Origin of the sequence: Nocardioides sp. Iso805N (assembly GCF_000364605.1) — a bacterium.
In the GTDB taxonomy this organism is placed as follows: Bacteria; Actinomycetota; Actinomycetes; order Propionibacteriales; family Nocardioidaceae; genus Nocardioides.
Genome location: NZ_KB822577.1, coordinates 298897 through 322358, shown reverse-complemented (window position 1 = coordinate 322358; position 23462 = coordinate 298897). Strand labels below are relative to the sequence as shown.

General features: G+C 71.8%; 23 protein-coding genes. 13 read left to right on the top strand and 10 right to left on the bottom strand.

Features of this window, described 5'->3' with window-relative positions:
- Nucleotides 1–36 precede the first annotated feature (36 nt).
- The 5 genes from H036_RS0109160 (at nt 37) to H036_RS0109140 (ending at nt 4897) form a co-directional block, all read left to right on the top strand.
- Complete coding sequence (locus H036_RS0109160) at nt 37–525, top strand: DUF1269 domain-containing protein (RefSeq protein WP_017934487.1); 489 nt, start codon at nt 37–39, stop codon at nt 523–525.
- The gene (locus H036_RS0109155) at nt 515–1012 is read left to right on the top strand and encodes a hypothetical protein (protein WP_157417193.1); all 498 of its coding nucleotides are present in this window, start codon (nt 515–517) and stop codon (nt 1010–1012) included. Before H036_RS0109160 ends, H036_RS0109155 begins: the two co-directional genes overlap by 11 nt.
- A gap of 133 nt (nt 1013–1145) precedes the next feature.
- The gene (locus H036_RS22305; RefSeq protein ID WP_017934485.1) at nt 1146–2516 is read left to right on the top strand and encodes a threonine/serine ThrE exporter family protein; all 1371 of its coding nucleotides are present in this window, start codon (nt 1146–1148) and stop codon (nt 2514–2516) included.
- On the top strand, nt 2509–3837 hold the full coding sequence (locus tag H036_RS0109145; protein ID WP_332308790.1) for an APC family permease: 1329 nt from the start codon (nt 2509–2511) through the stop codon (nt 3835–3837). Before H036_RS22305 ends, H036_RS0109145 begins: the two co-directional genes overlap by 8 nt.
- A gap of 82 nt (nt 3838–3919) precedes the next feature.
- Complete coding sequence (locus tag H036_RS0109140; protein WP_017934483.1) at nt 3920–4897, top strand: zinc-binding dehydrogenase; 978 nt, start codon at nt 3920–3922, stop codon at nt 4895–4897.
- 29 nt (nt 4898–4926) lie between these two features.
- On the opposite strand, the gene H036_RS0109135 is transcribed toward H036_RS0109140, so the two are convergent.
- From H036_RS0109135 to H036_RS0109120, 4 genes are read right to left on the bottom strand one after another with little or no spacing between them, the layout of a single operon-like run.
- Nucleotides 4927–5685, bottom strand: coding sequence for a class I SAM-dependent methyltransferase (locus tag H036_RS0109135; protein WP_017934482.1), 759 nt, complete (start codon nt 5683–5685; stop codon nt 4927–4929).
- Between the two features lie 3 nt (nt 5686–5688).
- Nucleotides 5689–6846, bottom strand: a complete 1158-nt coding sequence (gene hpxO / locus H036_RS0109130) for an FAD-dependent urate hydroxylase HpxO (RefSeq protein WP_017934481.1) — start codon at nt 6844–6846, stop codon at nt 5689–5691.
- 25 nt (nt 6847–6871) lie between these two features.
- Nucleotides 6872–7822, bottom strand: coding sequence for a PDR/VanB family oxidoreductase (locus H036_RS0109125; RefSeq protein ID WP_081615498.1), 951 nt, complete (start codon nt 7820–7822; stop codon nt 6872–6874).
- Nucleotides 7819–8904, bottom strand: coding sequence for an aromatic ring-hydroxylating dioxygenase subunit alpha (locus H036_RS0109120; protein WP_017934479.1), 1086 nt, complete (start codon nt 8902–8904; stop codon nt 7819–7821). Before H036_RS0109120 ends, H036_RS0109125 begins: the two co-directional genes overlap by 4 nt.
- A 370-nt stretch (nt 8905–9274) precedes the next feature.
- Between H036_RS0109120 and H036_RS0109115 the strand changes: the two genes are divergently transcribed.
- The 8 genes from H036_RS0109115 (at nt 9275) to H036_RS0109080 (ending at nt 17426) form a co-directional block, all read left to right on the top strand.
- Nucleotides 9275–10351, top strand: coding sequence for an acetamidase/formamidase family protein (locus H036_RS0109115; RefSeq protein ID WP_017934478.1), 1077 nt, complete (start codon nt 9275–9277; stop codon nt 10349–10351).
- Nucleotides 10348–11868 carry an AtzH-like domain-containing protein gene (locus H036_RS0109110; RefSeq protein WP_017934477.1) on the top strand — a complete coding sequence of 507 codons (1521 nt, stop codon included), beginning with the start codon at nt 10348–10350 and terminating at the stop codon, nt 11866–11868. The genes H036_RS0109115 and H036_RS0109110 overlap by 4 nt, the downstream gene beginning before the upstream one ends.
- A gap of 93 nt (nt 11869–11961) precedes the next feature.
- A complete protein-coding gene (gene uraD / locus H036_RS0109105) occupies nt 11962–12462 on the top strand; it encodes a 2-oxo-4-hydroxy-4-carboxy-5-ureidoimidazoline decarboxylase (protein ID WP_036487823.1) in 501 nt (166 codons plus the stop codon).
- Nucleotides 12459–12776 (top strand): hydroxyisourate hydrolase, encoded by a 318-nt coding sequence (gene uraH / locus H036_RS0109100; RefSeq protein WP_017934475.1) that lies wholly within the window; start codon nt 12459–12461, stop codon nt 12774–12776. Before uraD ends, uraH begins: the two co-directional genes overlap by 4 nt.
- A gap of 3 nt (nt 12777–12779) precedes the next feature.
- A complete protein-coding gene (gene allB, locus H036_RS0109095) occupies nt 12780–14117 on the top strand; it encodes an allantoinase AllB (protein WP_017934474.1) in 1338 nt (445 codons plus the stop codon).
- On the top strand, nt 14114–15343 hold the full coding sequence (locus H036_RS0109090) for a pyridoxal-phosphate-dependent aminotransferase family protein (RefSeq protein WP_036487820.1): 1230 nt from the start codon (nt 14114–14116) through the stop codon (nt 15341–15343). The genes allB and H036_RS0109090 overlap by 4 nt, the downstream gene beginning before the upstream one ends.
- A complete protein-coding gene (locus H036_RS0109085; RefSeq protein ID WP_017934472.1) occupies nt 15340–16602 on the top strand; it encodes an allantoate amidohydrolase in 1263 nt (420 codons plus the stop codon). Before H036_RS0109090 ends, H036_RS0109085 begins: the two co-directional genes overlap by 4 nt.
- A complete protein-coding gene (locus tag H036_RS0109080; protein WP_017934471.1) occupies nt 16599–17426 on the top strand; it encodes a MurR/RpiR family transcriptional regulator in 828 nt (275 codons plus the stop codon). Before H036_RS0109085 ends, H036_RS0109080 begins: the two co-directional genes overlap by 4 nt.
- A 176-nt stretch (nt 17427–17602) precedes the next feature.
- Here H036_RS0109080 and H036_RS0109075 read toward each other — a convergent pair whose 3' ends face one another.
- The 6 genes from H036_RS0109075 to H036_RS0109050 form a co-directional block, all read right to left on the bottom strand.
- A complete protein-coding gene (locus tag H036_RS0109075) occupies nt 17603–18214 on the bottom strand; it encodes a pyridoxine/pyridoxamine 5'-phosphate oxidase (protein WP_017934470.1) in 612 nt (203 codons plus the stop codon).
- On the bottom strand, nt 18211–18993 hold the full coding sequence (locus H036_RS0109070; RefSeq protein ID WP_017934469.1) for a creatininase family protein: 783 nt from the start codon (nt 18991–18993) through the stop codon (nt 18211–18213). Before H036_RS0109070 ends, H036_RS0109075 begins: the two co-directional genes overlap by 4 nt.
- Nucleotides 18990–20399 (bottom strand): FAD-binding oxidoreductase, encoded by a 1410-nt coding sequence (locus tag H036_RS22300; protein ID WP_017934468.1) that lies wholly within the window; start codon nt 20397–20399, stop codon nt 18990–18992. The genes H036_RS0109070 and H036_RS22300 overlap by 4 nt, the downstream gene beginning before the upstream one ends.
- A gap of 84 nt (nt 20400–20483) precedes the next feature.
- The gene (locus H036_RS0109060; RefSeq protein WP_026145907.1) at nt 20484–21701 is read right to left on the bottom strand and encodes a hypothetical protein; all 1218 of its coding nucleotides are present in this window, start codon (nt 21699–21701) and stop codon (nt 20484–20486) included.
- Between the two features lie 101 nt (nt 21702–21802).
- Nucleotides 21803–22690 carry an ABC transporter permease gene (locus tag H036_RS0109055; RefSeq protein WP_017934466.1) on the bottom strand — a complete coding sequence of 296 codons (888 nt, stop codon included), beginning with the start codon at nt 22688–22690 and terminating at the stop codon, nt 21803–21805.
- A complete protein-coding gene (locus tag H036_RS0109050) occupies nt 22690–23460 on the bottom strand; it encodes an ABC transporter ATP-binding protein (protein ID WP_017934465.1) in 771 nt (256 codons plus the stop codon). The genes H036_RS0109055 and H036_RS0109050 overlap by 1 nt, the downstream gene beginning before the upstream one ends.
- Nucleotides 23461–23462 lie beyond the last annotated feature (2 nt).

The following is a 23462-nucleotide window of genomic DNA, read 5'->3' as shown; positions in this document are numbered from 1 at the left end:
GGCCGGACCGGCGACCAACGACGGGAGGAAGTCGCGATGACGACGTTCACGGTATGGAAGTTCGAGGACCCCGACGGGGCCTCGCAGGCGGAGAAGGTGCTCAAGGCCGCGTCCTCCGACGGCCTGGTCAGCATCGTCGACCACGCGCTGATCACCTGGCCTGACGGCGCCGACAAGCCGGACCTGCACCACGTGCACGACAGCCCGAAGCGCGGTGCCGCGTGGGGGGCGCTGTGGGGCATCCTCGGCGGCGCGCTGTTCGCCATCCCGGTCGCGGGTCTGGTCGTCGGTGCGGGGCTCGGCGCGCTGGCCAGAGCCACCTCGGGCACCGGCATCACGAAGGAGGACCTGGAGCGGGTGCGGACCGAGATCGGCCCCGGCACCTCGGCCCTCTTCCTGGTCACCGAGGACGCCGACCTGGACCGCCTCGGTGAGCGCTTCCACGCCCGCGGCGCCAGACTGATCACCACCAACCTCACCGAGGCCGAGCGCTCGACCCTGCTGGAGACATTCGGTGGAAGCTGACCCACCTCGGACGGGCGTGCTCAAGCTGTTCGCCGGTGGTGAGGGCGCGATCACCGGAACCGTGGTCTGTGCCGCCGTGATCGCGTACGGCGCCGGCCACGCAGGCTCGACCGCGCAACTCAGCGGGGCGATCGTGGTCACGGTCGGGGTCTACTGGCTGGCCCACCTGCACGCTGTCACGATCGGCAACTCGCTGACGCACGGGCACCACCCGCTGATAGCCGCTCGCCACGCGCTGAGGGAGACGGCTCCGGTCGCCGCCGCCTCGATCCTCCCGCTCGCGGTCCTGCTCATCACCCGGCTCCTCGGCGCCGGCCTCTCCGCGTCGGCCTGGATCGCACTGCTGGCGACGATCGCGCTGCTGGCGATCTACAGCTACGTGGCCGGCGCCCGCGGCGGCCTCGACATCCTCGGCCGCCTCACCAGCGCCGCGGCAGGCGCGGGCATCGGCGTCATCGTCGCGCTGCTGAAGGTCGCGCTGCACTGACCTCGCGGCGCGAGTGCCGCAGCCGCCGCATGATGTCTCCGAAGCCCGCCCGCGATCGGTCGCAGGCCACCCCGACCGGGGTGGGGATCGACGCCTGGACCCGGTGGAACGATGACCCGGTGACGGGAGCGCCATGAGCGGGCGGAGCGAGGTCTACGAGTCCCTGGACCTGGCGCTCCGCGTCGGCGAGCTGCTGCTCTCGTCCGGCGCGGCAGCCACCGACGTCACCGCGACGATGCTGGCCGTGACGTCCTCCTGCGGCGTGCGCCACGTGACCGCCGACGTCACGTTCGTGGACCTGACCCTCCGTCACCAACCGAGCGCCGAGGAACCCGCCGCTCTCCAGATCCGTCGGCTGAGTGGCGCTGTCGTCGACTACACCGCCTTCACCAACACCGACCGGACGGTCAACGATCTCGTCGCCGGGCGCATCACGCGATCAGAGGCTAGCGCGCAGATCGCACAGATCGTCGCGGCCGAACACCCCCGGCGACGTTGGGCGGTGAGCATCGGTTGGGGGGTGATGGGGTCGGGCGTCGCGCTCACGCTGGGAGGAACCTTGCTCATGTGCCTGTTGGCGTTCCTCGCGGCCTGGGCGATCTACTGGACCCAGCGGCCGATGTTCCGCCGGCATACCCCCACCTTCTACGTCCAGCTGGCGGGCGGCTTCGTCGCCACCCTCGTGGCGGTCCTTGCCGCCGCCGCCGATACCGACCTCAACCCGTCACGCGTCGTCACCGCCGGCATCGTGATGCTGCTGGCCGGCGTGGGCATCATGGGCGCCACCCAGGACGCTCTGACCGGCTCGCCGGTGACGGCGAGCGCGCGCCTCCTCGTCGCCGTCCTGGACACGACCGGCATCATCGCCGGGGTCAGTGCCGGCCTGACAGCCGGCCGGATCTTCGGCGTCGGGCTCGGCACGATCAAGGCCGGCGCGGCGGGCAACGCTGACCTGAGGACGACGCTGGTCGGCGCGGCGGTGGCGGCGGCTGCATTCGGGTACGCGTCGTACGCACCGGCGCGCTCCCTGCTGGTCATCGCCCTGGTCGGCGCGCTCGGGCAGGGCGTCGACTTCGCGGTGGGCTCCTCGACGAAGGTCGGGCAGACCTGGGCGGCCGCACTCGCGGCCGTGACGATCGGGGCGGTCTGCCGTACCGGGGCTCGGTGGTTCCGCGTCCCGCCGCTGGTCGTCGTCATACCCGCCGTGGTGCCGTTGCTGCCCGGCCTGGCCATCTACCGGGGGCTCGCACTCCTGGCAGGCGGGGAGGACGGAGTCCTTCAGCTCGCCTCGGCCTTCGCGACAGCGCTGGCCCTGGCCGCGGGCGTCATCCTCGGTCAGTACGTCGCTCACCCGTCCGGGTGGGGGCCACGCCGGCTGGAGTGGCGGGTCCTTCGCTGGTCGGGGCGTTTCGCAAGCACGAGCGGCCAAGGGCGTCGTCGACAGAATACGACGCAGACGCCGTCCGGGCCGGATCCGACAACGCGAGGAGTCGAGCATGGTTGAGGGAGACCAAACCCCTGGTCAGCGACCGGCGGGACCGATGGAACCGACGCGGCGGCCTCTGACGGTCCGCCAGGCGGCGTTCATCGGGGTCGGGTCCATGGTCGGTGCCGGAATCTTCGCGCTGCTCGGTGCGGCCGGCGAAGTGGCCGGCTCGGCGGTCTGGGTCTCGTTCCTCCTGGCCGGGGCGGTCGCTGCGCTGCAGGGCTACTCCTTCGCCAAGCTCGGGGCGAGATACCCGTCGGCCGGCGGCTTTCTCGAGTACGTCATCCGCGGATGGGGGCAAGGACACTTCACCGGTGTCATCGCCTGGATGCTCCTGACCGTCAATGCCGTCATCACCGCCATGGTCGCCGTCTCATTCGGCAGCTACGCCAGCTCGGCGGTCGCCGACAACGCGGACTGGGTCGTCCCGTTCGCGCTCCTCATCCTGGTGGTGATGGCGCTGCTCAACGTCCTCGGCTCCCACATCGTCGCGAGGGCGCAGACGGTGGTCGTAGTCGTGGTCGTGGGGATCCTGACGCTGTTCTCGGTCGTGACCCTGGCCAACATCGACCCTCACCTCCTGGCCTTCTCGGGCTATCCCCCGCTGGGCGACGTCGTCTCCAGCGTGGCGCTGACCTTCTTCGCCTTCCTCGGCTTCGGGGTGATCACCTTCACCGCCAAGGATCTGCGGGACCCGGCCCGCCAGCTGCCGCGGGCCGTCTACCTGGCCCTCGCCATCGCCACCGTCGTCTACGTCGCGGCGGCGCTCGGAGTCTTCGGCACCCTGACCGTCGCCGAGGTCAGTGCTTCCGGCGGTACGGCGTTGGCCGTGGCGGCCGAACCGGTGCTCGGCTCCGCGGGCTACTGGTTGATGACCGTGACGGCACTGTTCGCCACGGCCGGAGCCACGAACTCCGGGCTGTACCCGGCCACCGGCCTGAGCGAGGAGATGGCAGCCGCGGGGCAGTTCCCGCCCTTCATGGCCCACCGGGTCGGGGGGAAGGCGCCCATGGGCATCATCGTGACGGCGGTCGCGGCGATGATCCTGAGCGCATTCTTCGACCTCAACGCGATCGCGTCGATCGGCAGTGCGGTGGCCCTGATCGTCTTCACGCTCGTGACCTTCGGTCACCTGCGGATCCGACGCGAGACCGGCGCGCAGGCCTGGCTGCTGGTGCTGGCGGACCTGACGACGCTGGTGGTGCTGGTGGCGTTCGCTGCGACAACGTTGGTGGACGAGCCGGGGACCGCAGTCGCCCTCGTCGCGATCGTGCTGCTGGGCGTGGTGCTGGACCTCGTGTGGAAGCGAAGGCGAGCGGCGGCGCCGGACGCGATGTGACAGCACGGAGCAGGACCACCAGCCATGGACCGGCCTCTACCGTGGGAGTCGGGAAGTCCAGCTCGAGGAGAAGGAAGACAGCATGCGCGCGCTCATCCAGCACCGGTTCGGCGACCCCGCCCAGGAGCTGCACGTCGAGGAGGTCGAGACCCCCTCCCCCGGCCCGGGCGAGGTCCTGGTCCGGACGACGCTCTCGCCGATCCACAACCACGACCTCCTCACCGCCAGCGGCGACTACGGGTTCAAGCCCGAGATGCCGGCCCGGTCGGGCACCGAGGCGGTCGGCGTGATCGAGCAGCTCGGCGAGGGCGTCACCGGTCTCAGCGTCGGTCAGCGGGTCTCGGTCGGCGGCGTCTTCGGTGCCTGGGCGGAGTACTTCGTGGTCTCCGCGGGCGGCGTCATCCCGGTGCCCGAGGGGCTCCCCGACGAGGCGGCGGCGCAGCTGGTGGCGATGCCGTTCAGCGCGATCGCGCTGCTCGACTTCCTGGAGGTCACCGAGGGGCAGTGGATCATCCAGAACGCCGCCAACGGCGCCGTCGGCCGGATGCTCGCCCAGCTGGCCCGGGCCCGGGGCGTCAACGTCGTGGGCCTGGTCCGACGAGCGGCCGGCGTGCAGGAGCTGGCCGAGGCCGGCATCGACAACGTGGTCGCCACCGACACCGATGGCTGGCAGGACGACGTACGTCGGATCACCGCGGGTGCGCCTCTGGTCGCCGGCGTGGACTCCGTCGGCGGCACGGCCAGCGGCGACCTTCTCGACCTGCTGGCCGAGAACAGCACCCTGGTGATCTTCGGGGCGATGGGCTCGACCCGGCTCGACCTCGCGCTCGGCGACGTCCTGTTCAAGCAGGCCACCGTCAAGGGCTTCTGGGGCGCCAAGATCAGCCCGGCGATGGACCCGGCCAAGCGCCAGGCCCTCTTCGGCGAGCTGCTTGCCCGGATCACGTCGGGCGAGATGACGCTGCCGGTCGAGGCGACCTTCGACCTGGAGCAGATCGCCGATGCGGTGGCCGCCAGTCGACGCCCCGGCCGCGGCGGGAAGGTGCTCCTGCGCGCCTGAGACCGGCTGCTCCTCGGCCGGCGGGCACCTCAGCCGTCGGCGCGACGGGCCTCGAGGAGGTGCCGGGTGGAGTGGGCGACGAACGGCGTGCCCGAACGCATGCTGCGATCCAGCTCGCGGAGCCTGTCGCCGTACTGCTCGACGCTGAAGTCCGGGACCCACCACACGCACTTGCGCAGCAGCCAGACGACGGCACCCACGTCGCGGATCTCGATGCGGCACCGGGCGGTCCGCAGGTCGAGGATCTCCAGGCCTGCGGCCCGCGCGGCCGCCGTCTCGAAGGTGGGGTCGCGGGCCAGGCGCTCCCGCTCGAGGGGCCCCAGGAAGAACTCGATGAGCTCGAACGCCGAGGCAGGGCCGACGTGCTGGCCGAGGTAGTGCCCGCCCGGGGCGAGCACCCGATGGATCTCCGGCCAGTCCGGCGCGACCGGGTGACGGGAGGTGACCAGCTCGAAGGACCCGTCCGGGAAGGGCAGCGGTGCACCGGCCTCGGTGGCGACCACCTCGACGCCTCGCGGACCCAGCAGGGCGCTCGCCCGGGCGAGATTAGGCGGCCACGACTCGGTGACGGTCATCCGCTCGGGCAGCGTCGGCGCCTCCGCGACGACCTCACCGCCACCGGTGTCGAGGTCGAGCGCGGATCCGACGCCTCGCCAGCGCTCGGCCAGCAGCCGCGCATATCCCCAGCCCGGCCGCTGCTCGCTGGCCCGGCCGTCCAGCCAGCCGAAGCCCCACCCGGTCACGTCGGCGGCCAGCGCCTCGGCGATCAGCTCCTCGAAGCTCCGCATGCGCTACCCGAGCGGGTTGTCGACCATGTTGCCGATGATGCCACGCAGGACGTTGGTGCCGTCCTCGCCCCGCAGCTCCTCGTACCAGGCCTCGGTCAGCTCCGGATCCTCGCCGTGCATGAGCGCCGCCCGACGACGGGCCCAGAGCACGAGGTCGCCGGCCCGCCGGCTCCGCGCCGCCGCGTAGCGCGCCAACGTGTCGGGCACGCTGATCGTGGTGGTGGCGAACGCGCGCTCCAGCACGACGGTGTCCTCCAGCGCCGAGCACCCGCCCTGCCCGATGTCGGGCGTGGTGTTGTGGGCAGCATCCCCCAGCAGCGCCACGCGACCCTTGACCCAGGTGTGGAACGGGTCGAGGTCGAAGATCTCGACCCGGTTGGTGGTCTCCGGGTCCATCAGTGAGATGAGCCGGTGCACCTCCGGCGCCCAGCCGGCGAAGTGCGCGGCCAGCGACTCGCGGACGGCACCGCGCTCGGGGCGGAGGCCCGCCGGCTCGACGACGTCGAAGAAGAAGTAGAACCGGTCACCGCCGACCGGCATGACCGAGACCCGCTTGCCCGCACCCACCCACAGGGTCCACTGGTCCGTCGGCGCGACCTCGGGGTCGGCCCGGACCAGTCCGTTGACGTTCACGTAGCCGGCGTAGCGCCGTTCCAGCTCCTCGCCCACGACATAGGCACGGGCGAGCGACTTGGCACCGTCGGCGGCGATCAGGGCGTCGCCGGTGGCCGTCGTACCGTCGGCGAACGTCACGGTGACCGAGTGCTCGTCCTGCTCGATGGCGCTCATCCGCTTGCCGAAGCGGATGTCCTGCACGCCGAAGGCCTCCATCAGCATCGCCTGGAGCTCCGCCCTGGCGATCGGATAGGGGCGCTGGCCCATCTGCTCGGTCACCGGGGCCAGGCTGAAGCGGCACATCGTCTCGCCCGTGGCCGCCTCCCGGTAGGACATGAACTCCACCCGGCCGCCCAGCGCGGCCGTCTGGGCGCCGAGTCCGAGCCAGTTGAGCACCTTGACGCCGTTGGGCCACACCGAGATCGCGGCGCCCACCGGCCTGTTCTCAGTGACCTGCTCGTAGATCTCGACCTCGTGGCCCAGCCGCCGCAGCGCGATGCCCGCGCTCGCTCCGCCGATGCCCGCGCCGATGATGAGGATCTTCACGTGGTCGCCTCCGTTCGCGGGGTCATCAGACGTCGAGGGTGAGCACGGGGGTGCGGGAGCGGGACACGCACACGTTGATCTGGCTGTTCGCGGCGTGCTCGGCAGCGGTCTGCACCTCGTCGCGGTGGTCGGGGACACCGTCGACCACGCGGGTCAGGCAGGACCCGCAGATCCCCTGCTCGCACGAGAGCACGACGTCGTAGCCGCTGCGCTCGAGGACCTCGGCGATGGTCTCGCCGTCCGCCACCGCCATCCGCTCGCCCGTCGACGCGGCGACCACGGTGAAGGCGTCCCCGCCGAGGTCGGCCGGCACCTCGGCGGTGAAGCGCTCGACCCGGACGCGATCCGCCGCGAGCCCGGCATCGGCGGCGCGCTCCCGCACCGCATCGAGGAAGCCCGCCGGTCCGCAGGCGTAGACGACCGTGTCCTCGGTGATCGACCACGCCGGCGCCGCCTGCCGCAGGGAGTCGCCAGCGTCGCTGTCGTGCCAGCGGACGCGATCGGCGTACGGCTGGCCGGCGACGTACTCGGCCAGGGGCAGTCGGCCGCGGCCGTAGCAGTGCAGCTCGAAGCTCATCCCCTGCGCCTGCAGCCAGCCTGCCATGCCCAGCAGGGGCGTCAAACCGATGCCACCGCCGAGGAGTACGGCGTGGTGCGCACCGTCCTGCACCGCGAACGTCGACCGCGGCGCGGAGATCGTGAGCCTGTCGCCGACGCGGAGCCGCTCGTGCACGTGCCGCGACCCTCCGCGGCCCTCGGGCTCGCGCTGGACGCAGATCAGGTAGCGGCTCGGGTCGGTGACGTCGAGCAGCGAGTACTGCCGCACCGCCGTGCCGGGTGTCATCGGGAGGTGCAGGTCGACGTGCGCCCCGGGCGCGGCCGGCGGCAGGTCGACGTCGACGGGTCGCAGCTCGACCAGCAGGGCCCGCTCCGAGGCCAGGGTCTGGGCGTGCACCACCACTGGAATCGTGCTCATACGGTGAAGAACGTGCTGAGACCGAGCCCGCGCAGGGCGCGGCGATAGGCGATCGAGGAGCGGTCGGCCGGGATGTGGACCTCGAGCTTCGGGTCGAGCGGGAGGTTCTCCGGCTTCTGCGCCTCCACCATCTCCCGGTCCTCCTCGAAGATCTGCTGGTTGAAGTCGTAGACGTCCTGGAGCGGCCCGTCGGTGTCGAAGTCACGGACCCGGGCGTCGAACATCCGCGTCTTCGTGGCCGAGACCGGAGAGGCGGCGTTCATGATCGAGAGCTTGGTGCCGTCGGGGAAGTCGATGACGAGCGTGGCGGTGAACGGCACGTGCAGCCGGAAGTGTCGCGACCAGACGTAGTCCGGCTCCGCCTTGAGGCCGGTGAAGTGCGGGTAGTTGCCCACGCTCGACAGGTAGCGGGCCTCGAAGCCGTCGCTCGTGGTCTCCACGGTGTAGTCCGGGACCTCCGCGTTCTCCGGGTCGGCGAACGAGCCTTCGTGCACGAAGGCGAAGTGGGCCACGTCCAAGAAGCCCTCCACCTGGCGGCCGGCGAACGCGGCCACGTCGATCGACGGGCAGTTGATCTGCTGGAATCCCGCGTCGCCCCAGTGCGGCACCGGCGGGATCGCCGCGTCCTCGACCGGGTCGGAGGGCAGGCTGGCCAGGCACGTCCAGACCAGCCCGTAGCGCTCGATCGCGCCGTACGCGTGCAGGTTCATCCGGGCGGGGATCTTGTTGGTGGGGTGCGCCGGGATCGCGGTGCAGGTGCCCTCGGCGCCGAACCGGAGCCCGTGGTAAGGGCAGCGGATGCCGAGGCCGTCGTCGAAGGCCTTGCCCAGCGAGAGCTGCATGCCCCGGTGGGGGCACAGGTTGTCGGCGACGACGACCCGGCCCTCGAACCGGTAGATCACGAGGGGCTGGTCGAGGAGGGTGGTGCCCTGCGGGTCGGCGGTGACCTCGCTCGCCACGGCGACCGGGTACCAGTAGCGGGCGATGATCTGCCAGTCGTCGGGGTCGAAGGTGCAGCGGCGCGGGATCGGGAGGACGCGCTCGGCGTACGGGAGGGCGGTGGCGGAGACGTCGGTGGGCACGGTGGGCTCCTGGGCTGTCGAGAGGTCGGAGGGGCGCGACGGGCGCGCTGGGCGCGGCGAACGCACCGGCCGCGAGGCGGCGAGGACGAAACGAACGTCTCGGGCCTCAGCGGCCGTGCGCGACGAGGCCTCGCGGCCAGGCGGTGCCGTGGCAGAGGCGGCGAAGATCAGGCACGGTCGCCGGGGTAGCCGGGGTCGCCGTCATCGACATGGCCGTCCTCCTCGGGGGCTCGAACTCCGCTCGTGATGCCAGTCTGGGCGACGGATGTGTCCTCCGCGTTACGTCTCGATCTCCGAGGGAAACGGACCTGACGTCATCGGCGGATCGCCCAGGAACACGGATGAAACATTCGTTCCATACGGTGCTCGGGTGGCCCTCCCCCTCCTGCAGCTCGGCGACGGCGCGATCCGTGGCGCCTACCTGCCCAGCACGACCGACAACGTGATCTGGGGACGGCTCCCGTGCGCCGCCGACGCCCCCGCGCTGTCGGTGGAGCCGGGCACGGAGGTCACCGTGGACACCCTGAGCCACGAGGGGATCCTGGAGGACCAGGGTCGCGACCCCCGCGCCTTCTTCGCGCCGTACGACGTCGACGTGCTCGAGGACGCCGTCGCCCTCGCGGCGAGCGCCGTCCCCCGGACCGCCGGGGTGGACGGTCCCCACGTCGTGAGCCGCCCGATCGAGGTGATCGGCGCACGACCCGGCGACCTGGTCGCGATGACCGTGCTGGAGACCACGCCACGTGTCCCCTACGGCGTCATCTCCAACCGGCACGGCCGCGGTGCCCTCGCCGGCGAGCTCCCGCGGGACGGCGCGCCCCTGCACTGCGTCTTCGCCCGGGTGGACGAGGACGCCACCCACGGTCTGCTGCCGCTGCGCGAGGACCAGGAGGAGGGCGGCCCCAGGGCGCGGTTCGAGCTCGCGCCGTTCCTCGGCATCATGGGCGTGGCCGTCCCGGGCAGCGCCCGCCCCCACTCGGTGCCGCCCGGGCCGCACGGCGGCAACCTCGACATCCGGCTGCTGACCACCGGCAGCACCCTCTACCTGCCCGTGCAGGTCGAGGGCGCCCGTGCCTACGTCGGGGACCCGCACTTCGCCCAGGGCGACGGGGAGGTGAGCCTGACCGCGATGGAGGCGAGCCTGCGCGCGACGATCCGCCTCGACGTCATCGCCCGCGAGGAGGCCGTCCGGCGCTTCGGCGAGCTGGCCGGACCGCTGGCCGAGACCTCGGAGCTGCTGGTGCCCACCGGCCTCGACGAGGACCTCGACGTCGCGGTGCAGAACTGCGTGCGGGCCGCGATCGCGCTGATCAGCGCCCGGTTCGGCATGGACGAGCGGCTCGCCTACGCCTACCTCTCGGCCGCCACCGACTTCCGCATCTCCCAGGTCGTCGACGTCGTGAAGGGCGTGCACGCGACCATCCGCAAGGGAGACTTCCCCTCGTGAGCGGATCCGTGCTGCGCCCCGTGCCCGACGGCCTGATGACGGCCTTCCGCGCCTATGAGTCGGCGCTGATGGCCGACGACCTGCCGATGCTCGACCGGCTCTTCGCCGAGGAGCCCGGAACCCTGCGCGGCGATGCGGAGGGGCTGCTGGTCGGGCACGAGCGGATCAGCGCGTTCCGTGGCCGTCGCGGCGGTGCCGCGCCGCGCAGGATCGTGCAGACCCACGTGCAGGTGATCGACGACGACCACGTCCTCGTGGTCGCCGTCACCGAGCTCGCCCGAGGCGGCCGCGGCCAGCAGACCCAGCTGTGGGCACGCTCCGCCGACCGCTCGCGCGGGCTCGCCGGCTGGCAGGTGACGGCTGCCCACGTCGCGGTGCCGGCACCCGCTCTCGACACGCGGGTGTGGCGCGTCGTCGGCGACCCGCTGGCTCCTCCCCTCCAGGCGGGACCGCTGAGCGGGGAGAGCATCGCGGTGAAGGACCTCTACGCGGTCAAGGGCCAGCCGATCGGCGTGGGGAACCCGGCCTGGCTCGCCGCGGCAGCGCCCGAGACCGAGTACGCCGCCGCAGTCCGCGCCCTGCTCGAGGCCGGAGCATCGATCCGCGGCATCGCACGCACCGACGAGCTCGCCTACAGCCTCGCCGGACAGAACGCCCACTACGGCACGCCGCCCAACCCGCGCGCGCCGTACCGGATCCCGGGCGGCTCGACGTCGGGCTCGGCCACGGCTGTGAGCCTCGGGCACGCCAGCATCGGTCTCGGCACCGACACCGGCGGGTCGATCCGCGTGCCCGCCGCCTACCAGGGTCTCTTCGGCGTCCGGACCACGCACGGCGCCGTCGACCGCACCGGCGTGGTCCCGCTGTCACCCACCTTCGACACGGTCGGGTGGCTGACCCGCTCGGCCGCGTTGCTGTCACAGGTCGGCGAGGTGCTGCTCCCCGCCGCACCGGTCCACGGTTCCTCCGACCTGGTCGTCGTGCCGAGCCTGCTCGGGCTGGCCCAGCCGGACGTCGCCACTGCCATCGAGGAGTGGCTGCCGGGCCACGCCGTACGGGAGTCCTGGCGGCTCGACGACCTCGGCGGATGGCTCGCGGCGTTCCAGACCTGGCAGGCCTTCGAGGCCTGGCAGGAGCACGGCGGTTGGCTCGCGTCCCGGATGGACAGCCTCGGGCCCGACGTCCGCGGACGCTTCCAGGTCGCGGCGAGCATCACCCGCGAGCAGGCGGCCGCGGCGTGGGACGTCGTGCAGGCCGCCCGGTACGCCGTCCGCGAGCTGGTCGGCGACCGCGTGCTCGTCCTGCCGAGTGCGGCATCGGTCGCCCCGGAGCCTGCCGAGGCCCAGGCGGCCCGTGACGCGACGATGCGACTGACCTGCCTGGCCGGCCTGGGCGGGCTGCCGGCGGTGAGCCTCCCGCTGCGGACCGCCGCCGGGCTGCCCTGTGGCGTGTGCCTGCTCGCCGCGCCGGGCCGGGACCGCGATCTGCTCGACCTCGCCGTCCGGCTCGGGTCGTAACGGAACTGAAACTGGAGTTTCATCGACGGTCACATCTGTTTCCTATGGTCAGGGGACACGACGGCGCAGTGCCACCTCGAGAGGGACGGAACCTTGGAGATAGTCGACTTCAACGCGATGGACGCCGATGCCGCCGCGGCGTACGTGCGGCCCTGCGCCTCGATCGGATCGTTCGTCTCGGGCCTGGTGACCGGGCGGCCCTATCCCGACCGGACGACGCTCCTGGCCCATGCGGAGCGGCTGGCCTCGGAGTGGACGCGCACCGAGGTCGACGAGGCGCTGGCGGACCATCCGCGCATCGGCGAGCGCCACCGCGGGACCGGTGCGAGTGCCGCGATGTCGGATGCGGAGCAGTCCGGTGTCGCGTCCGACGACGACGTCCGGCGACGACTCGCCGAGGCGAACCGGCGCTACGAGGAGCGGTTCGGCCAGGTCTACCTCGTGCGCGCCAAGGGACGCAGCGCCGAGGAGCTCCTCCTCCTGCTGGAGCAACGCCTGGGCAACGACGACGCCGCCGAGGCGGAGGTCGTCCACCAGCAGCTGACTCAGATCGCGCTGCTGCGGCTGAGCGCGCTCGTCGAGGACGCCGCATGAGCTGCACGATCAGCGCCCACGTCCTCGATGCCGAGCGTGGCCGGGCGGCGTCCGGGATGAGTCTGCGGCTCACGCTCGCCGACGGCACCACCCGCTCGGGCACCACCGACGCCGACGGCCGGGTCCGCGTCGCCGCTGAGGTGACCGCAGGCGTCCACACCCTGAGCTTCGCGACCGGCCCCTGGTTCGAGAGCCAGCGACGCGCCACGTTCTATCCCGGCATCGACGTCACGTTCGAGACCGAGGACGACGAGCACTACCACGTCGCGCTGCTGCTGAGCCCCTTCGCCTACACCACCTACCGCGGGAGCTGATCGATGCGCATCGACGCGATCCGTGCCCAGCACGTCCTGATCGACGACGACTTCGTCCCGGCGACCCTACGACTGCGGCAGGGTCGGATCGAGGCGATCGAACCGCCGGAGTCGGAGGTCGCGGGGCTGCTCCTCGAGGTCCCCGACACCGCCTACGTCGTCCCGGGTGTGGTGGACACGCACGTGCACGTCAACGAGCCGGGCCGCACCCACTGGGAGGGCTTCCTCAGCGCCACCGAGGCCGCGGCTCTGGGCGGGGTGACCACCCTGATCGACATGCCGCTCAACTCGGTGCCGCCCACCACGACCCTCGCCGGCCTGCGGGCCAAGCAGGAGGCCGCGACCCGCAAGCTGATGGTGGACGTCGGCTTCTGGGGCGGCGCCGTGCCGGGCAACCTGCAGCACCTGGAGCCGCTCTGGGATGCGGGCGTCTTCGGGTTCAAGTGCTTCCTGGCGCCCTCCGGCGTCGACGAGTTCCCACCACTGGACGGCGCGGGGTTCACCGCCGCCCTGACGGAGATCGCGCGCTTCGGCGGCCTGATGATCGTGCATGCGGAGGACGCTGGTGTGCTCGACGCGCACGCGCCCACCTCCGGCAGCCGGGCGTACGCCGACTTCCTGCTCAGCCGGCCCGACGAGGCCGAGCTGGCCGCGATCCGGCAGGTGATCGACGGCACCCGCGAGACCGGGGCGCGGACCCACATCCTGCACCTCTCCTCGGCCCGCGCCCTGGACCTGATCAAGGACGCCAAAGACGAGGGACTCCCCCTGAGCGTCGAGACCTGCCCGCACTACCTCTGCTTCGCCAGCGAGCAGATCCCCGACGCCTCGCCGCAGTTCAAGTGCTGCCCGCCGATCCGCGACGCCGGCAACCGGGAGGAGCTCTGGCAGGCGCTGCGCGCGGGGGTCATCGACACCATCGTCAGCGACCACTCACCGGCCGACGCCGAGGAGAAGGGCCGCGGCGACGGCGACCTCCAGCAGGCATGGGGCGGCGTCTCCGGTCTCCAGGTCGGCTTCAGCGCCGTCGCCACCGAGGCGAGACGGCGCAACATCGGGCTGAGCCGGGTGAGTCGCTGGATGTCTCGCAACACCGCCGACCTCGCCGGGCTGCGGAGCAAGGGACGCATCGAGGTCGGCGTCGATGCCGACCTCGCGGTCTACGACACCGGCGCCGAGCTCCGCGTCGACGCGACCCGGCTGGCCCACCGCCACCCCATCTCGGCGTTCGACGGGCTGCGCTACGGCGGCCGGGTCACCCACACGATCGTCCGGGCGAACGCCATCGACGTCGAGCGTCCCGACCACGTGTGGGGACGCCAGCTCAGGAGGGTCTCGTGACAGCACTCCCACCACTCTCGATGCCGCCACGACTGTTGATGGGCCCCGGACCGATCACCGTCGACCCACGCGTCCTGCAGGCGATGTCGACCCAGCTGGTCGGCCAGTTCGATCCCACCATGACCGCCGCCATGGGTGACGTGATGGCGCTCTACCGGACCGTGTTCGCCACCGCCAACGACCAGACCTTCCTGGTCGACGGGACCTCCCGCGCCGGGATCGAGGCCGCGCTGGTCTCGTTGATCGAGCCCGGTGATCCCGTCCTGGTGCCGATCTTCGGGCGGTTCGGGCACCTCCTGGTCGAGATCGCCGAACGCTGTGGCGCCGATGTCCACACCGTGGAGGTGCCCTGGGGCGACGTCGTTCCCGCCGAGGACGTCGAGCGGGCTGTGCGCGCCGTACGGCCGAAGGTGGTCGCCGTCGTGCACGGCGACACCTCCACCACGATGTGCCAGCCGCTCGCCGACATCGGCGCGATCTGTCGCACCTACGACGCGCTGCTCTACGTCGATGCCACCGCCTCCCTCGGGGGCAACGCCTTCCGCACCGACGACTGGGGCGTCGACATCGCGACGGCCGGGCTGCAGAAGTGCCTCGGCGGGCCGTCGGGCAGCGCGCCGATCACCGTCTCCCCGCGGGCCGTCGCGGTCATCGAGGCCCGCAAGCACGTCGAGGCCGGCATCCGCGACGACGGCGACACGGCCACCGGCCTGCGGATCGCCTCGAACTACCTCGACCTCGCGCAGGTGATGGACTACTGGGGGCCACGGCGGCTCAACCACCACACCGAGGCGACCTCCATGCTGTACGCCGCCCGCGAGTGCGCGCGGCTACTGGTCGAGGAGGGGCTCGCGAACGCGATCGACCGGCACGGACTGCACGGGCGGGCGATGCTGGCCGGCGTCGAGGGCCTAGGACTGAGGGTCTTCGGCGACGTGGCGCACAAGATGTCCAACGTGGTGGCCGTCCACATCCCCGACGGCGTCGACGGCGACTGGGTCCGGGCGGCGCTGCTGACCGACTACGGCATCGAGATCGGCACCTCGTTCGGCCCGCTCCACGGCAAGGTCTGGCGGATCGGCACGATGGGCTACAACGCCCGCCGCGACGCCGTCATGCTCACCCTCGCAGCACTCGAGCAGGCGCTCCGCTCCGCCGGTGCGCAGGTCCTCGCCGGTGGCGGCGTCGGCGCTGCGCGCGAGGTCTACGAAGGGGGCCGACCGTGACGCCTCTGGCGACCACCAGCGCGACCGAGGTGCTGCGCCGGTGTGCCGAGCTCGACCGGCACTCGGCCAGCCCCACCCACCTCGAGCGGACCTACCTCACCCCCGAGCACGCGGCGGCCAACCGGGCGACGGAGGGCTGGATGCGGCAGGCCGGCCTGCGGACGTGGGTCGACGCCGCCGGCAACCAGTACGGGCGCCGCGAGGGCCCCGAGCCCGGCATGCCCGCACTGCTGCTCGGCAGCCACCTGGACACCGTCCCCGACGCCGGGTCGTACGACGGCATGCTCGGCGTACTGATGGCCATCGCCGTGGCCGAGCGGCTCCGCGCGACCGAGCTGCCCTTCGCACTCGAGGTCGTCGGCTTCAGCGACGAGGAGGGCGCCCGCTTCGGCAAGGCGCTCCTCGGCAGCCAGGCCGCCGCCGGCACGTGGGACCAGGCCTGGTGGCACCTGCGGGACCGCGACGGCGTCACGCTCCGGGAGGCGTTCGTCGGCTTCGGGCTGGACCCCCTGCGGGTGCACGAGGCGGCGCGGAGGCCCGGCGAGCTCGTCGGCTACGTCGAGGCCCACATCGAGCAGGGGCCGCTGCTCGAGGCCGCCGATCGGTCACTCGGCTACGTCACCGCGATCGCCGGCGCCCGCCGCTTCCACCTCACCGTGCACGGGGAGGCCAGGCACGCCGGCGGCACGCCGTACGAACGACGCAAGGACGCGCTCGTCGGCGCCTCCGAGGCGATCGTGGTCATCGAGCGGCTGGCACGGGCGAGCACGTGCATCGCGACCGTGGGCCGCATCGAGGTCCAGCCGGGTGCGGTCAACGTGATCCCCGGCCGGGCCGACCTCAGTCTCGACCTCCGCGCCGCCACCGACGCCGAGCGCGACGCGATGTGGCAGCGGATGGAGGCCGAGATCACCGCGCTCTGCGAGGCCCGAGGACTGCGGCTCAGCACCGAGGAGACCCACCGCGCGTTCGCCGCACCGTGCGCACCGTGGCTGCAGGACGCCGTCGGCGTCGGCATCGCCGCAGCCGATGCGAGCTACCCCGCGGGAGCCGCGCCGATGGGGCTGTGGAGCCGCGCGGGGCACGACGCGATGGCCATCGCCGCGGTGACAGAGATAGGAATGCTGTTCGTGCGCTGCTTCGACGGCATCAGTCACCATCCCGGCGAGGACGTCCGCGAGATCGACGTGGCCCGTGGTCTCGACGCGCTCGAACGAGCGGTCCTGGAGGTCGCTCGCGTCGTACGGGAGCGATCGTGACCGCGCCGCAGACCGGCCACCGCATCGACGAGCGGATCGCGCTGTGCCACGACGCCCTGCCGCCCCAGGAGCGGCGCGCCGCGGAGGCTCTGCTCACCCATCTCGACGACCTGGCCACCTACCGGGCGGCCGAGCTGGCCAGCCTGGCCGGGGTGTCGAAGGCGACGATGAGCCGGCTGTTCCGGTCCCTCGGCTTCGCCGACTTCGACGAGGTGCGCGACCACATGCGTGGCCTGCGCATCGCCGGTGAGCCACGCCGTACCGAGGGGGCGCCGAGCCTCGCCGGCCACATCGCCAATGAGGCCGACGCGATCCGGCACCTGCTGGAGAACGCGCCGATCGCCGAGGCCACCGCCCTGCTCGCCGAGGCGCGGCAGGTCCTGGTCGCCGGCTGGCGCAACAGCTATCCGGTGGCGCTGCACCTGCGCGAGCAGCTGGCCCAGACCCGTCCCGCCGTCACCCTCGGGCCGCAACCCGGCCAGACGATCGGTGAGGAGCTGGCCGGCTTCGGCGCCGAGGACGTGGTGATCGCTGTCGGATTCCGCCGGCGACCGGCGGGCTTCTCCTCCTTCGTCGGCGAGGCGGTCCGCTCCCGGGCCGCCGTCATCGTCCTTGCCGACCCAACCGCTGCGGCCCACCTGCGCCGCGCCACCGTCGCGCTCGAGTGCGCCGTCCAGGGCGAGCTCGCCTTCGACTCCTACGCCGCGGCGATGAGCCTGGTCAGCGTGCTGGCCGACGGCGTGCTCGAGCGGCGTGGGCGCGAGGGGCGCGACCGCGCCTCCGCGATCGCGTCGGCCTACGACCGGCTCGGCGAGATCGAGTAGGACGGCGCCGGCGCCGGCGCCGGCGGCCCGGGAGACCGAACGAGCGTTTGGCGTCTGTGAGGCACGTGCGCGCACCGAACAACCGTTCGGCGCCGCGAAGCACCACCCCCACCCCGAACAACCGTTCGCCCCCGCGAAGCACCACCCCCACCCCGAACAACCGTTCGGCGGCGGTATCACCCCGGATGGCGCGCGATGTCCCAGCCCGCGTCCGTGCGGGTGCACAGCAGGCGGTTCGACGGACCGTCCGCGTCACCGCGCCAGAACGCGATCCGCCGCGGTGTGAGCGCATAGCCCACCCACGTCGACGGCGGCTCGAGAGCCGGGTGCGCAGCGTCGAAGGCCGCCCATCCGGCCTGGCGTTCCTCGACCGTCGCGGCTGCTGCAGCATCGTCGTTGAGCCACGCGAGCAGCTGCAGGTAGCGCGAGCGACGCTCGTAGGCCTCGACCTGACCGGCTGCCTGTTGTACCGCGACGTCACCGGACACGGCCAGCTGCCGGGCCAGGCCCGGCCAGACCACCGCCACGCTGGCGCGCGGGTTCGCGGCCAGCTCGGCGGCCTTGCGTGAGCGGCTGTCGGTGTGGAAGGCGATCCGGCCCTCCTCGTCGCAGCGCGAGAGCAGCACGTGCCGGCTGTCCGGATAGCCCTCGGCGTCCACGGTGGACAGCGTCATCAGCGGGGTCACGTCACCGTCGCAGTGGGCGAGCCAGCCACGCAGGAGGGCGATGGGGTCGACGATGGCCTCGTCGATGGCGACGTCGTACCCGAAGCTGTCGTCCGGGTTCACCCGGCCTGCTTGTGGTCGAAGCGGGCGATCTCGTGCAGCGAGGCGACGGCCTGGGCGACCGACGCGTCGTACAGCTTCGCGCCGAAGGCGGTGGTGGCCTGGGTGGGATCGCCCACCACCCCGCCGGTGCCGAAGTCGCTGGAGAGCCACCCGAAGCTCACCGGGAGACCGTTGAACCCGATGTGCCGGAAGGCGGCCAGGTGCTCGGGCACCCAGCGCTCGGCCCGGCTCAGGTCCACCAGCTCGGGGCGCATGTGCATCACGATCGAGGTCTCGGCGGCGCCGCCGTGGATGCCGAGGTTGCGCTCGTCGAGCCCCTCCCCCGCCGGCGGGTCCGTGCGGATCAGGGTCGGCATCAGGAAGGTCTTGAGGCCGTAGAGCTTGCGGATCTCGCGGAGCACCACCTGCAGCAGCGCGGTGTTGCCGCCGTGCCCGTTGGCGAAGACCAAGGTGCCGGCGCCCATCGTGTCGACGGCCCGGCCGATCTCGACGCAGGTCCTGTACATCGTGTCCCAGTCCAGCCAGACCGTGCCGGGTGCCCAGCTGTGCTCGTCCGACTTGGTGAAGGCGAGGGTGGGCAGCCGCCACACGTCCAGGCCGTCGACCGCGGCCTGCTCCACCGCGGCGCCGCCGATGACGTCGGCGAGCAGGTAGTCGGTGTTGAGCGGCAGGTGCGGGCCGTGGTGCTCGATCGCCCCGGTGCCGACCACCACGATCGTCTCGCGGGTGAAGTCCGCGGCGACGTCCGGTCCGGGGAGCTCGACGAGATCGCGCCTCATGCCATCAGTCCTTCTGCCGCCGCCTCGCGGGCAGCCTGGTCGTTGACGTGTCCGGCGGGCTGCGCCGAGGCGGTGCTGTTGCCCAGCACCACGTCCTCGGGGGCACCCAGCTTGCCGGGGTTGAGCAGCCCGCGCGGGTCGGTCCTGGCCTTGAGCGCGAGCACGTTGTCGATGTCGTGGTCGACGTACCACTGGTGCGGGCTGTGCACCCGGACCCCGAGCTCCTGGAGCTTGGGGTAGCCGGCGTACACGTCCGCCGCACCCGTGTACGGCGCCGCCAGCATGCCGATCGGGAACAGGTGGGCGGCCTCGATGTGCAGCATCGCGCCCGGATAGACCGCGTGCACCTCCTCGACCCGGTCGATCAGCGCCTCGCCGCCGACCTCGACGTGGAAGTAGGTGGTCTCCGGGGTGTTCTTCTTCAGCCAGTAGATGGGGTGGTTGTAGGAGAGCATCGAGAGCCGCACCGACTGCTGCATCCCCTCGCGGACGTCGAGCACCGCGCCGCCCGCGGTCTCGATCAGGCTCCGGGCCTCCGGCGCGGTGGCGGCATCGAGGATGGCGCGCAGGCTGCAGCCGTCCTTGGGGATGCCGGGGTCGTCGGGCAGCTTGGCGCTGATGGTGGGTGTGTCGGCCGAGACCAGTCGCGGCGCCGGCTCCAGGCCGCGCAGCGAGCGCAGCACCGCCTGGGCGGTCGCGAAGGAGGAGAAGGAGGCATACAGCGAGCGCCAGTCCTGGGCCGGCTCGAGCCGGACGGTGGCACGAGCGATGACGCCGGCGGTGCCATAGGTGTGCACGAAGGTCTGCGCCTCCTCGCCCTCGACGTGCAGCAGCGTCGGCTCCTCGCCCGGCAGCGCCACGTCCAGCGCGGTGACGAAGCCCATCCAGTTGGAGCCGTGGGTGATGGAGCCGGTGCCGCCGGATCCGCCGGAGAGGAAGCCGCCGATGGTGCTCTGGGCGGTCGAGGGATACATCCACAGCTGCTGGCCGGCCTCGTTGGCCGCCTGCTCCATGGCGATCATGGTCGCGCCGGCCTCCGCGGTGATGACGCCGTCCTCGACCGAGACCACGGCGCGGGCGCGGCTGGTGTCCAGCACGAGGCCGCCGTGCATCGGGATGCCCTGGCCGTAGTTACCGGTGCCCTTGCCCCGCGGGGTGAGCGGCACGCCGTGGCGGTACGCCGCCGACACCACCGCGGCGATCTCCTCGGCGTTGGTCGGCCAGGCGACGAGGTCGGCGAGACCGAGCGGGAGCTGCTCGGCGATGATCGGCGACATCGTCGCCTCGTCGACCGAGGCGCGCTCGCGGGTGCGCTGGTCGATGCTGGCGCCCCGCTCGCCGAGGAGCTGCACGAGCTCGTGGTGGAGGGCCGAGACTGCGTCAGGGGCGACCGGTGGGGTGCTCACGGGTGGGTCCTTCGCTGGTCGGAGGGTCGGGGAGGTCGGGGCCCGGGGCCGCCGCCGGGATGGCGGCGGCCCCGGGAGTGCGGGTCAGAAGCCGAGCGAGATCTTCTTGTCGAGGAACTGGTTGGTGAACAGGTCCTCCGGCTTGAGGCCCGCCTTCACCCCCGCGTCCTTGGTCTTGTCGAAGATCGGCACCGCGACGTCCATGAACTGCTGCACGCGGCTGGCGTCGAGGTCGCCGACGTAGCCGTCGGTGCCGTCGGAGGCGATCTGGAGCGTCTTCATCTGGTCGGCGGCGAACTGACCGACCTGGGCGTCGTAGGTCCAGCCGTTGTTGTAGGACTTGACGAGCTTGTCGATCAGGTCGTTGGTCGGCGTCGGGTTCTTGAAGTAGTCGACGTCGGCCTGCTGCATCACCGGCACCAGCTTCTGCAGGCACGGGGTCAGCTTCTGCAGGTCACCGGTGCGCACCGACATCGTCTCGGGGTACGGGTTCCAGCCGGTGTCGGCGATGAGCTGGTACTTGACCGGCTTGCCCCACGCCTTGACCTCGTGCTGGTAGATGTAGGGCTCGGCGGTGGCGAAGCCCTGCTGGGCGGACTTGCCCTGGTCGGTGACGAACTTGGCCGGCGTACCGTCGTAGGAGCCGTCGGTGACGTCCTTGGAGAGGTAGCCGGCGCCGATGAGGTGTTCCATGTAGGCCGCGCCGCTGAAGTAGCGGACCACGCCGCCACTCTTCTTCAGCGCGGTGCCGAGGCTCTTGATGTCGGTGACGTTGAGATACTTCGCCGGGTCCCACATCACCACCATCGGGGACTTGTCGTTCTCGGCGAAGACGGCCGTGGTCGGCAGCTTGCCGGAGAACTCGACGGCCTCGTCGGTGGAGACGTAGCCCATCGTGATGGACTTGTCCTGGTACATCTGCGCGCTGACCGTCGAGTAGCCGATCGCCGGGCCGCCGGCGCGGATCTCCAGCTTCACGCCGGTGGACTGGCCGTTGGCGTACAGGTCGCCGGTGACGCTCTTCTTGTTGCTGTCGATGGTCGGGTTCGGCCCGAGCATCTGGTAGAGGTGACCGTGGTCGGCCTCCGGGTTCCAGTCGGTCTGTACGACGACGGTCGAGGGGCACACCCCCGAGAGGTCGACGGCCGCGCCGGTCGCGGCCGAGGAGGCGGCAGCAGGCGCGCTGCTGCCGCTGTCGGCGGCGCTGGTGTCGGACGAGTTGCTGCTGCCACAGGCGGTGGCAGCGAGAGCGAGAGCGCCGAGAATCGCTCCGGCCGCGGTCATACGCGATCGAGTGCGCATGGTTCTCCGTTTCCTTGGGTGGGTGCGGGTGCTGCGGTTGGGACGGTGCGGTTGGGACGGTGCGGACGACCTCGGCCGCGGATGATCGGCTCGCGCCTCGCTCAGCGGAACGAGTACCAGCGGCCGATCGCGAGCTTCCCGAGAAGCCCGAAGAGCAGGAACACGGCGACGCCCAGCAGGGAGGCCGTGAGGATGGCGGCGTACATCTCGGGCCCGAGCAGGCGCGAGGCGTCGACCTGGATCAGGACCCCGAGCCCGGGAGTTCCGCGCTGGAAGAACTGGTCGCCGACGATCGAGCCGATCACCGACAGTCCGGCGGCGATCCGCAGGCCGACGAAGATGCTCGGCAGCGCCGCCGGGATCTGCAGCTTGGCGAGCCGGGTCCAGGCACGGGCGCCCTGCAGCTGGAAGAGCTCGCGCTGCCCCTGGTCGGTGGCCTGCAGGCCGAAGAGGGTGTTGGACACCATCGGGAACAGCGAGATCATCACGGTGACGATCACGCGGGACTTGAACTCGTAGCCGGCCAGCGCTCCGATCAGGGGGACGAGCGCCAGGATCGGGATGCACTGCAGGATCACCGCGTAGGGGTAGAGCGACTGCTCGATCCACTTCGCCTGCGCCATCAGCACCGCCCAGGCCATGCCGATCACGATCGCGATCGCCAGGCCCGTCAGCGCTACCTCGGTGGAGCGCCACAGCGCCACCACCAGGTCGTGCCGGGTCGTGGAGTCCAGGAACATCGCGTGGAAGACGTCGTGCGGGTAGGGCACGAGGTAGGGCAGGCCCTTGTCGGCGTAGTGCTTGGCGGCGGCGTACCAGAGCCCGATCAGCGCCGCGAAGACGACCAGCACCTTCCACCACGGCGCACGCCCGAGTCGGCTCAGCGGACTGGGCCGCCGGTGCGTCGGGGTCGCGGCAGTCGCCGTGTCCCCGGTCGTCTCGGTCGTCTCGGTCGTCTCGGTCGTCTCGGCTGCTTCGGTCGCGGCCATCAGCGGTGTCCTTCCCTCAGCGCACGGGAGACCCGGCCGACGAGCTCGCCGAACTCGGGGGTGAAGCGGATGTCGGGATCGCGAGGCATGTCGAACGGCACCTCGAAGGTGTCGACGACGTTGCCGGGCCGGCCCGACATCACCACGACCTTGGTCGAGAGGTAGACCGCCTCGGAGACGGAGTGGGTGATGAACAGCCCGGCGAACCGCTGCGCGACGAAGAGCCGCAGCAGCTCGTCGTTGAGGCGCTCGCGGGTGATCTCGTCGAGCGCGCCGAAGGGCTCGTCGAAGAGGAAGAGCTCGGGGTCGAGGGTGAGCGAGCGGGCCAGCGAGACGCGCATCCGCATGCCGCCGGAGAGCTGGCGCGGCAGCGACTTCTCGAAGCCCTGCAGGCCCACCAGCTCGATCGCCTTGGCAGCCTTGGTCGCGCGGGCCGATCGCGACGTCCGTCCGTCCAGCTCGGCCAGGAGCTCGACGTTCTTGGTGACGTTGCGCCACGGCAGCAGGGTGGCGTCCTGGAAGACGTAGCCGATGTGGTCGGTGTTGACGCTCGCGACGCCGTCGGAGGCCGTCTCGAGACCCGAGGCGATCCGCAGCAGGGTCGACTTGCCGCAACCGGAGGGGCCGACGACCGAGACGAACTCGCCCCGACGCACGGTGAGGTCGACACCGCGCAGCGCCACCGTCCCGTTGGGGAAGGTCATCTCGGTGTTCTTGAAGTCGAGCAGCACCCCGGTCGGTGGTGCGGCGGGCTCAGCGGTGAGGGTCACGG

Excerpts from the sequence above, each read along its gene's own strand:
- H036_RS0109160 (WP_017934487.1), top strand. The coding sequence starts at position 37 with ATGACGACGTTCACGGTATGGAAGTTCGAGGACCCCGACGGGGCCTCG.
- H036_RS22305 (WP_017934485.1), top strand. The coding sequence starts at position 1,146 with ATGAGCGGGCGGAGCGAGGTCTACGAGTCCCTGGACCTGGCGCTCCGC.
- H036_RS0109145 (WP_332308790.1), top strand. The coding sequence starts at position 2,509 with ATGGTTGAGGGAGACCAAACCCCTGGTCAGCGACCGGCGGGACCGATG.
- H036_RS0109140 (WP_017934483.1), top strand. The coding sequence starts at position 3,920 with ATGCGCGCGCTCATCCAGCACCGGTTCGGCGACCCCGCCCAGGAGCTG.
- H036_RS0109135 (WP_017934482.1), bottom strand. The coding sequence starts at position 5,685 with ATGCGGAGCTTCGAGGAGCTGATCGCCGAGGCGCTGGCCGCCGACGTG.
- H036_RS0109125 (WP_081615498.1), bottom strand. The coding sequence starts at position 7,822 with ATGAGCACGATTCCAGTGGTGGTGCACGCCCAGACCCTGGCCTCGGAG.
- uraH (WP_017934475.1), top strand. The coding sequence starts at position 12,459 with ATGAGCTGCACGATCAGCGCCCACGTCCTCGATGCCGAGCGTGGCCGG.
- allB (WP_017934474.1), top strand. The coding sequence starts at position 12,780 with ATGCGCATCGACGCGATCCGTGCCCAGCACGTCCTGATCGACGACGAC.
- H036_RS0109070 (WP_017934469.1), bottom strand. The coding sequence starts at position 18,993 with ATGAGGCGCGATCTCGTCGAGCTCCCCGGACCGGACGTCGCCGCGGAC.
- H036_RS0109060 (WP_026145907.1), bottom strand. The coding sequence starts at position 21,701 with ATGCGCACTCGATCGCGTATGACCGCGGCCGGAGCGATTCTCGGCGCT.
- H036_RS0109055 (WP_017934466.1), bottom strand. The coding sequence starts at position 22,690 with ATGGCCGCGACCGAAGCAGCCGAGACGACCGAGACGACCGAGACGACC.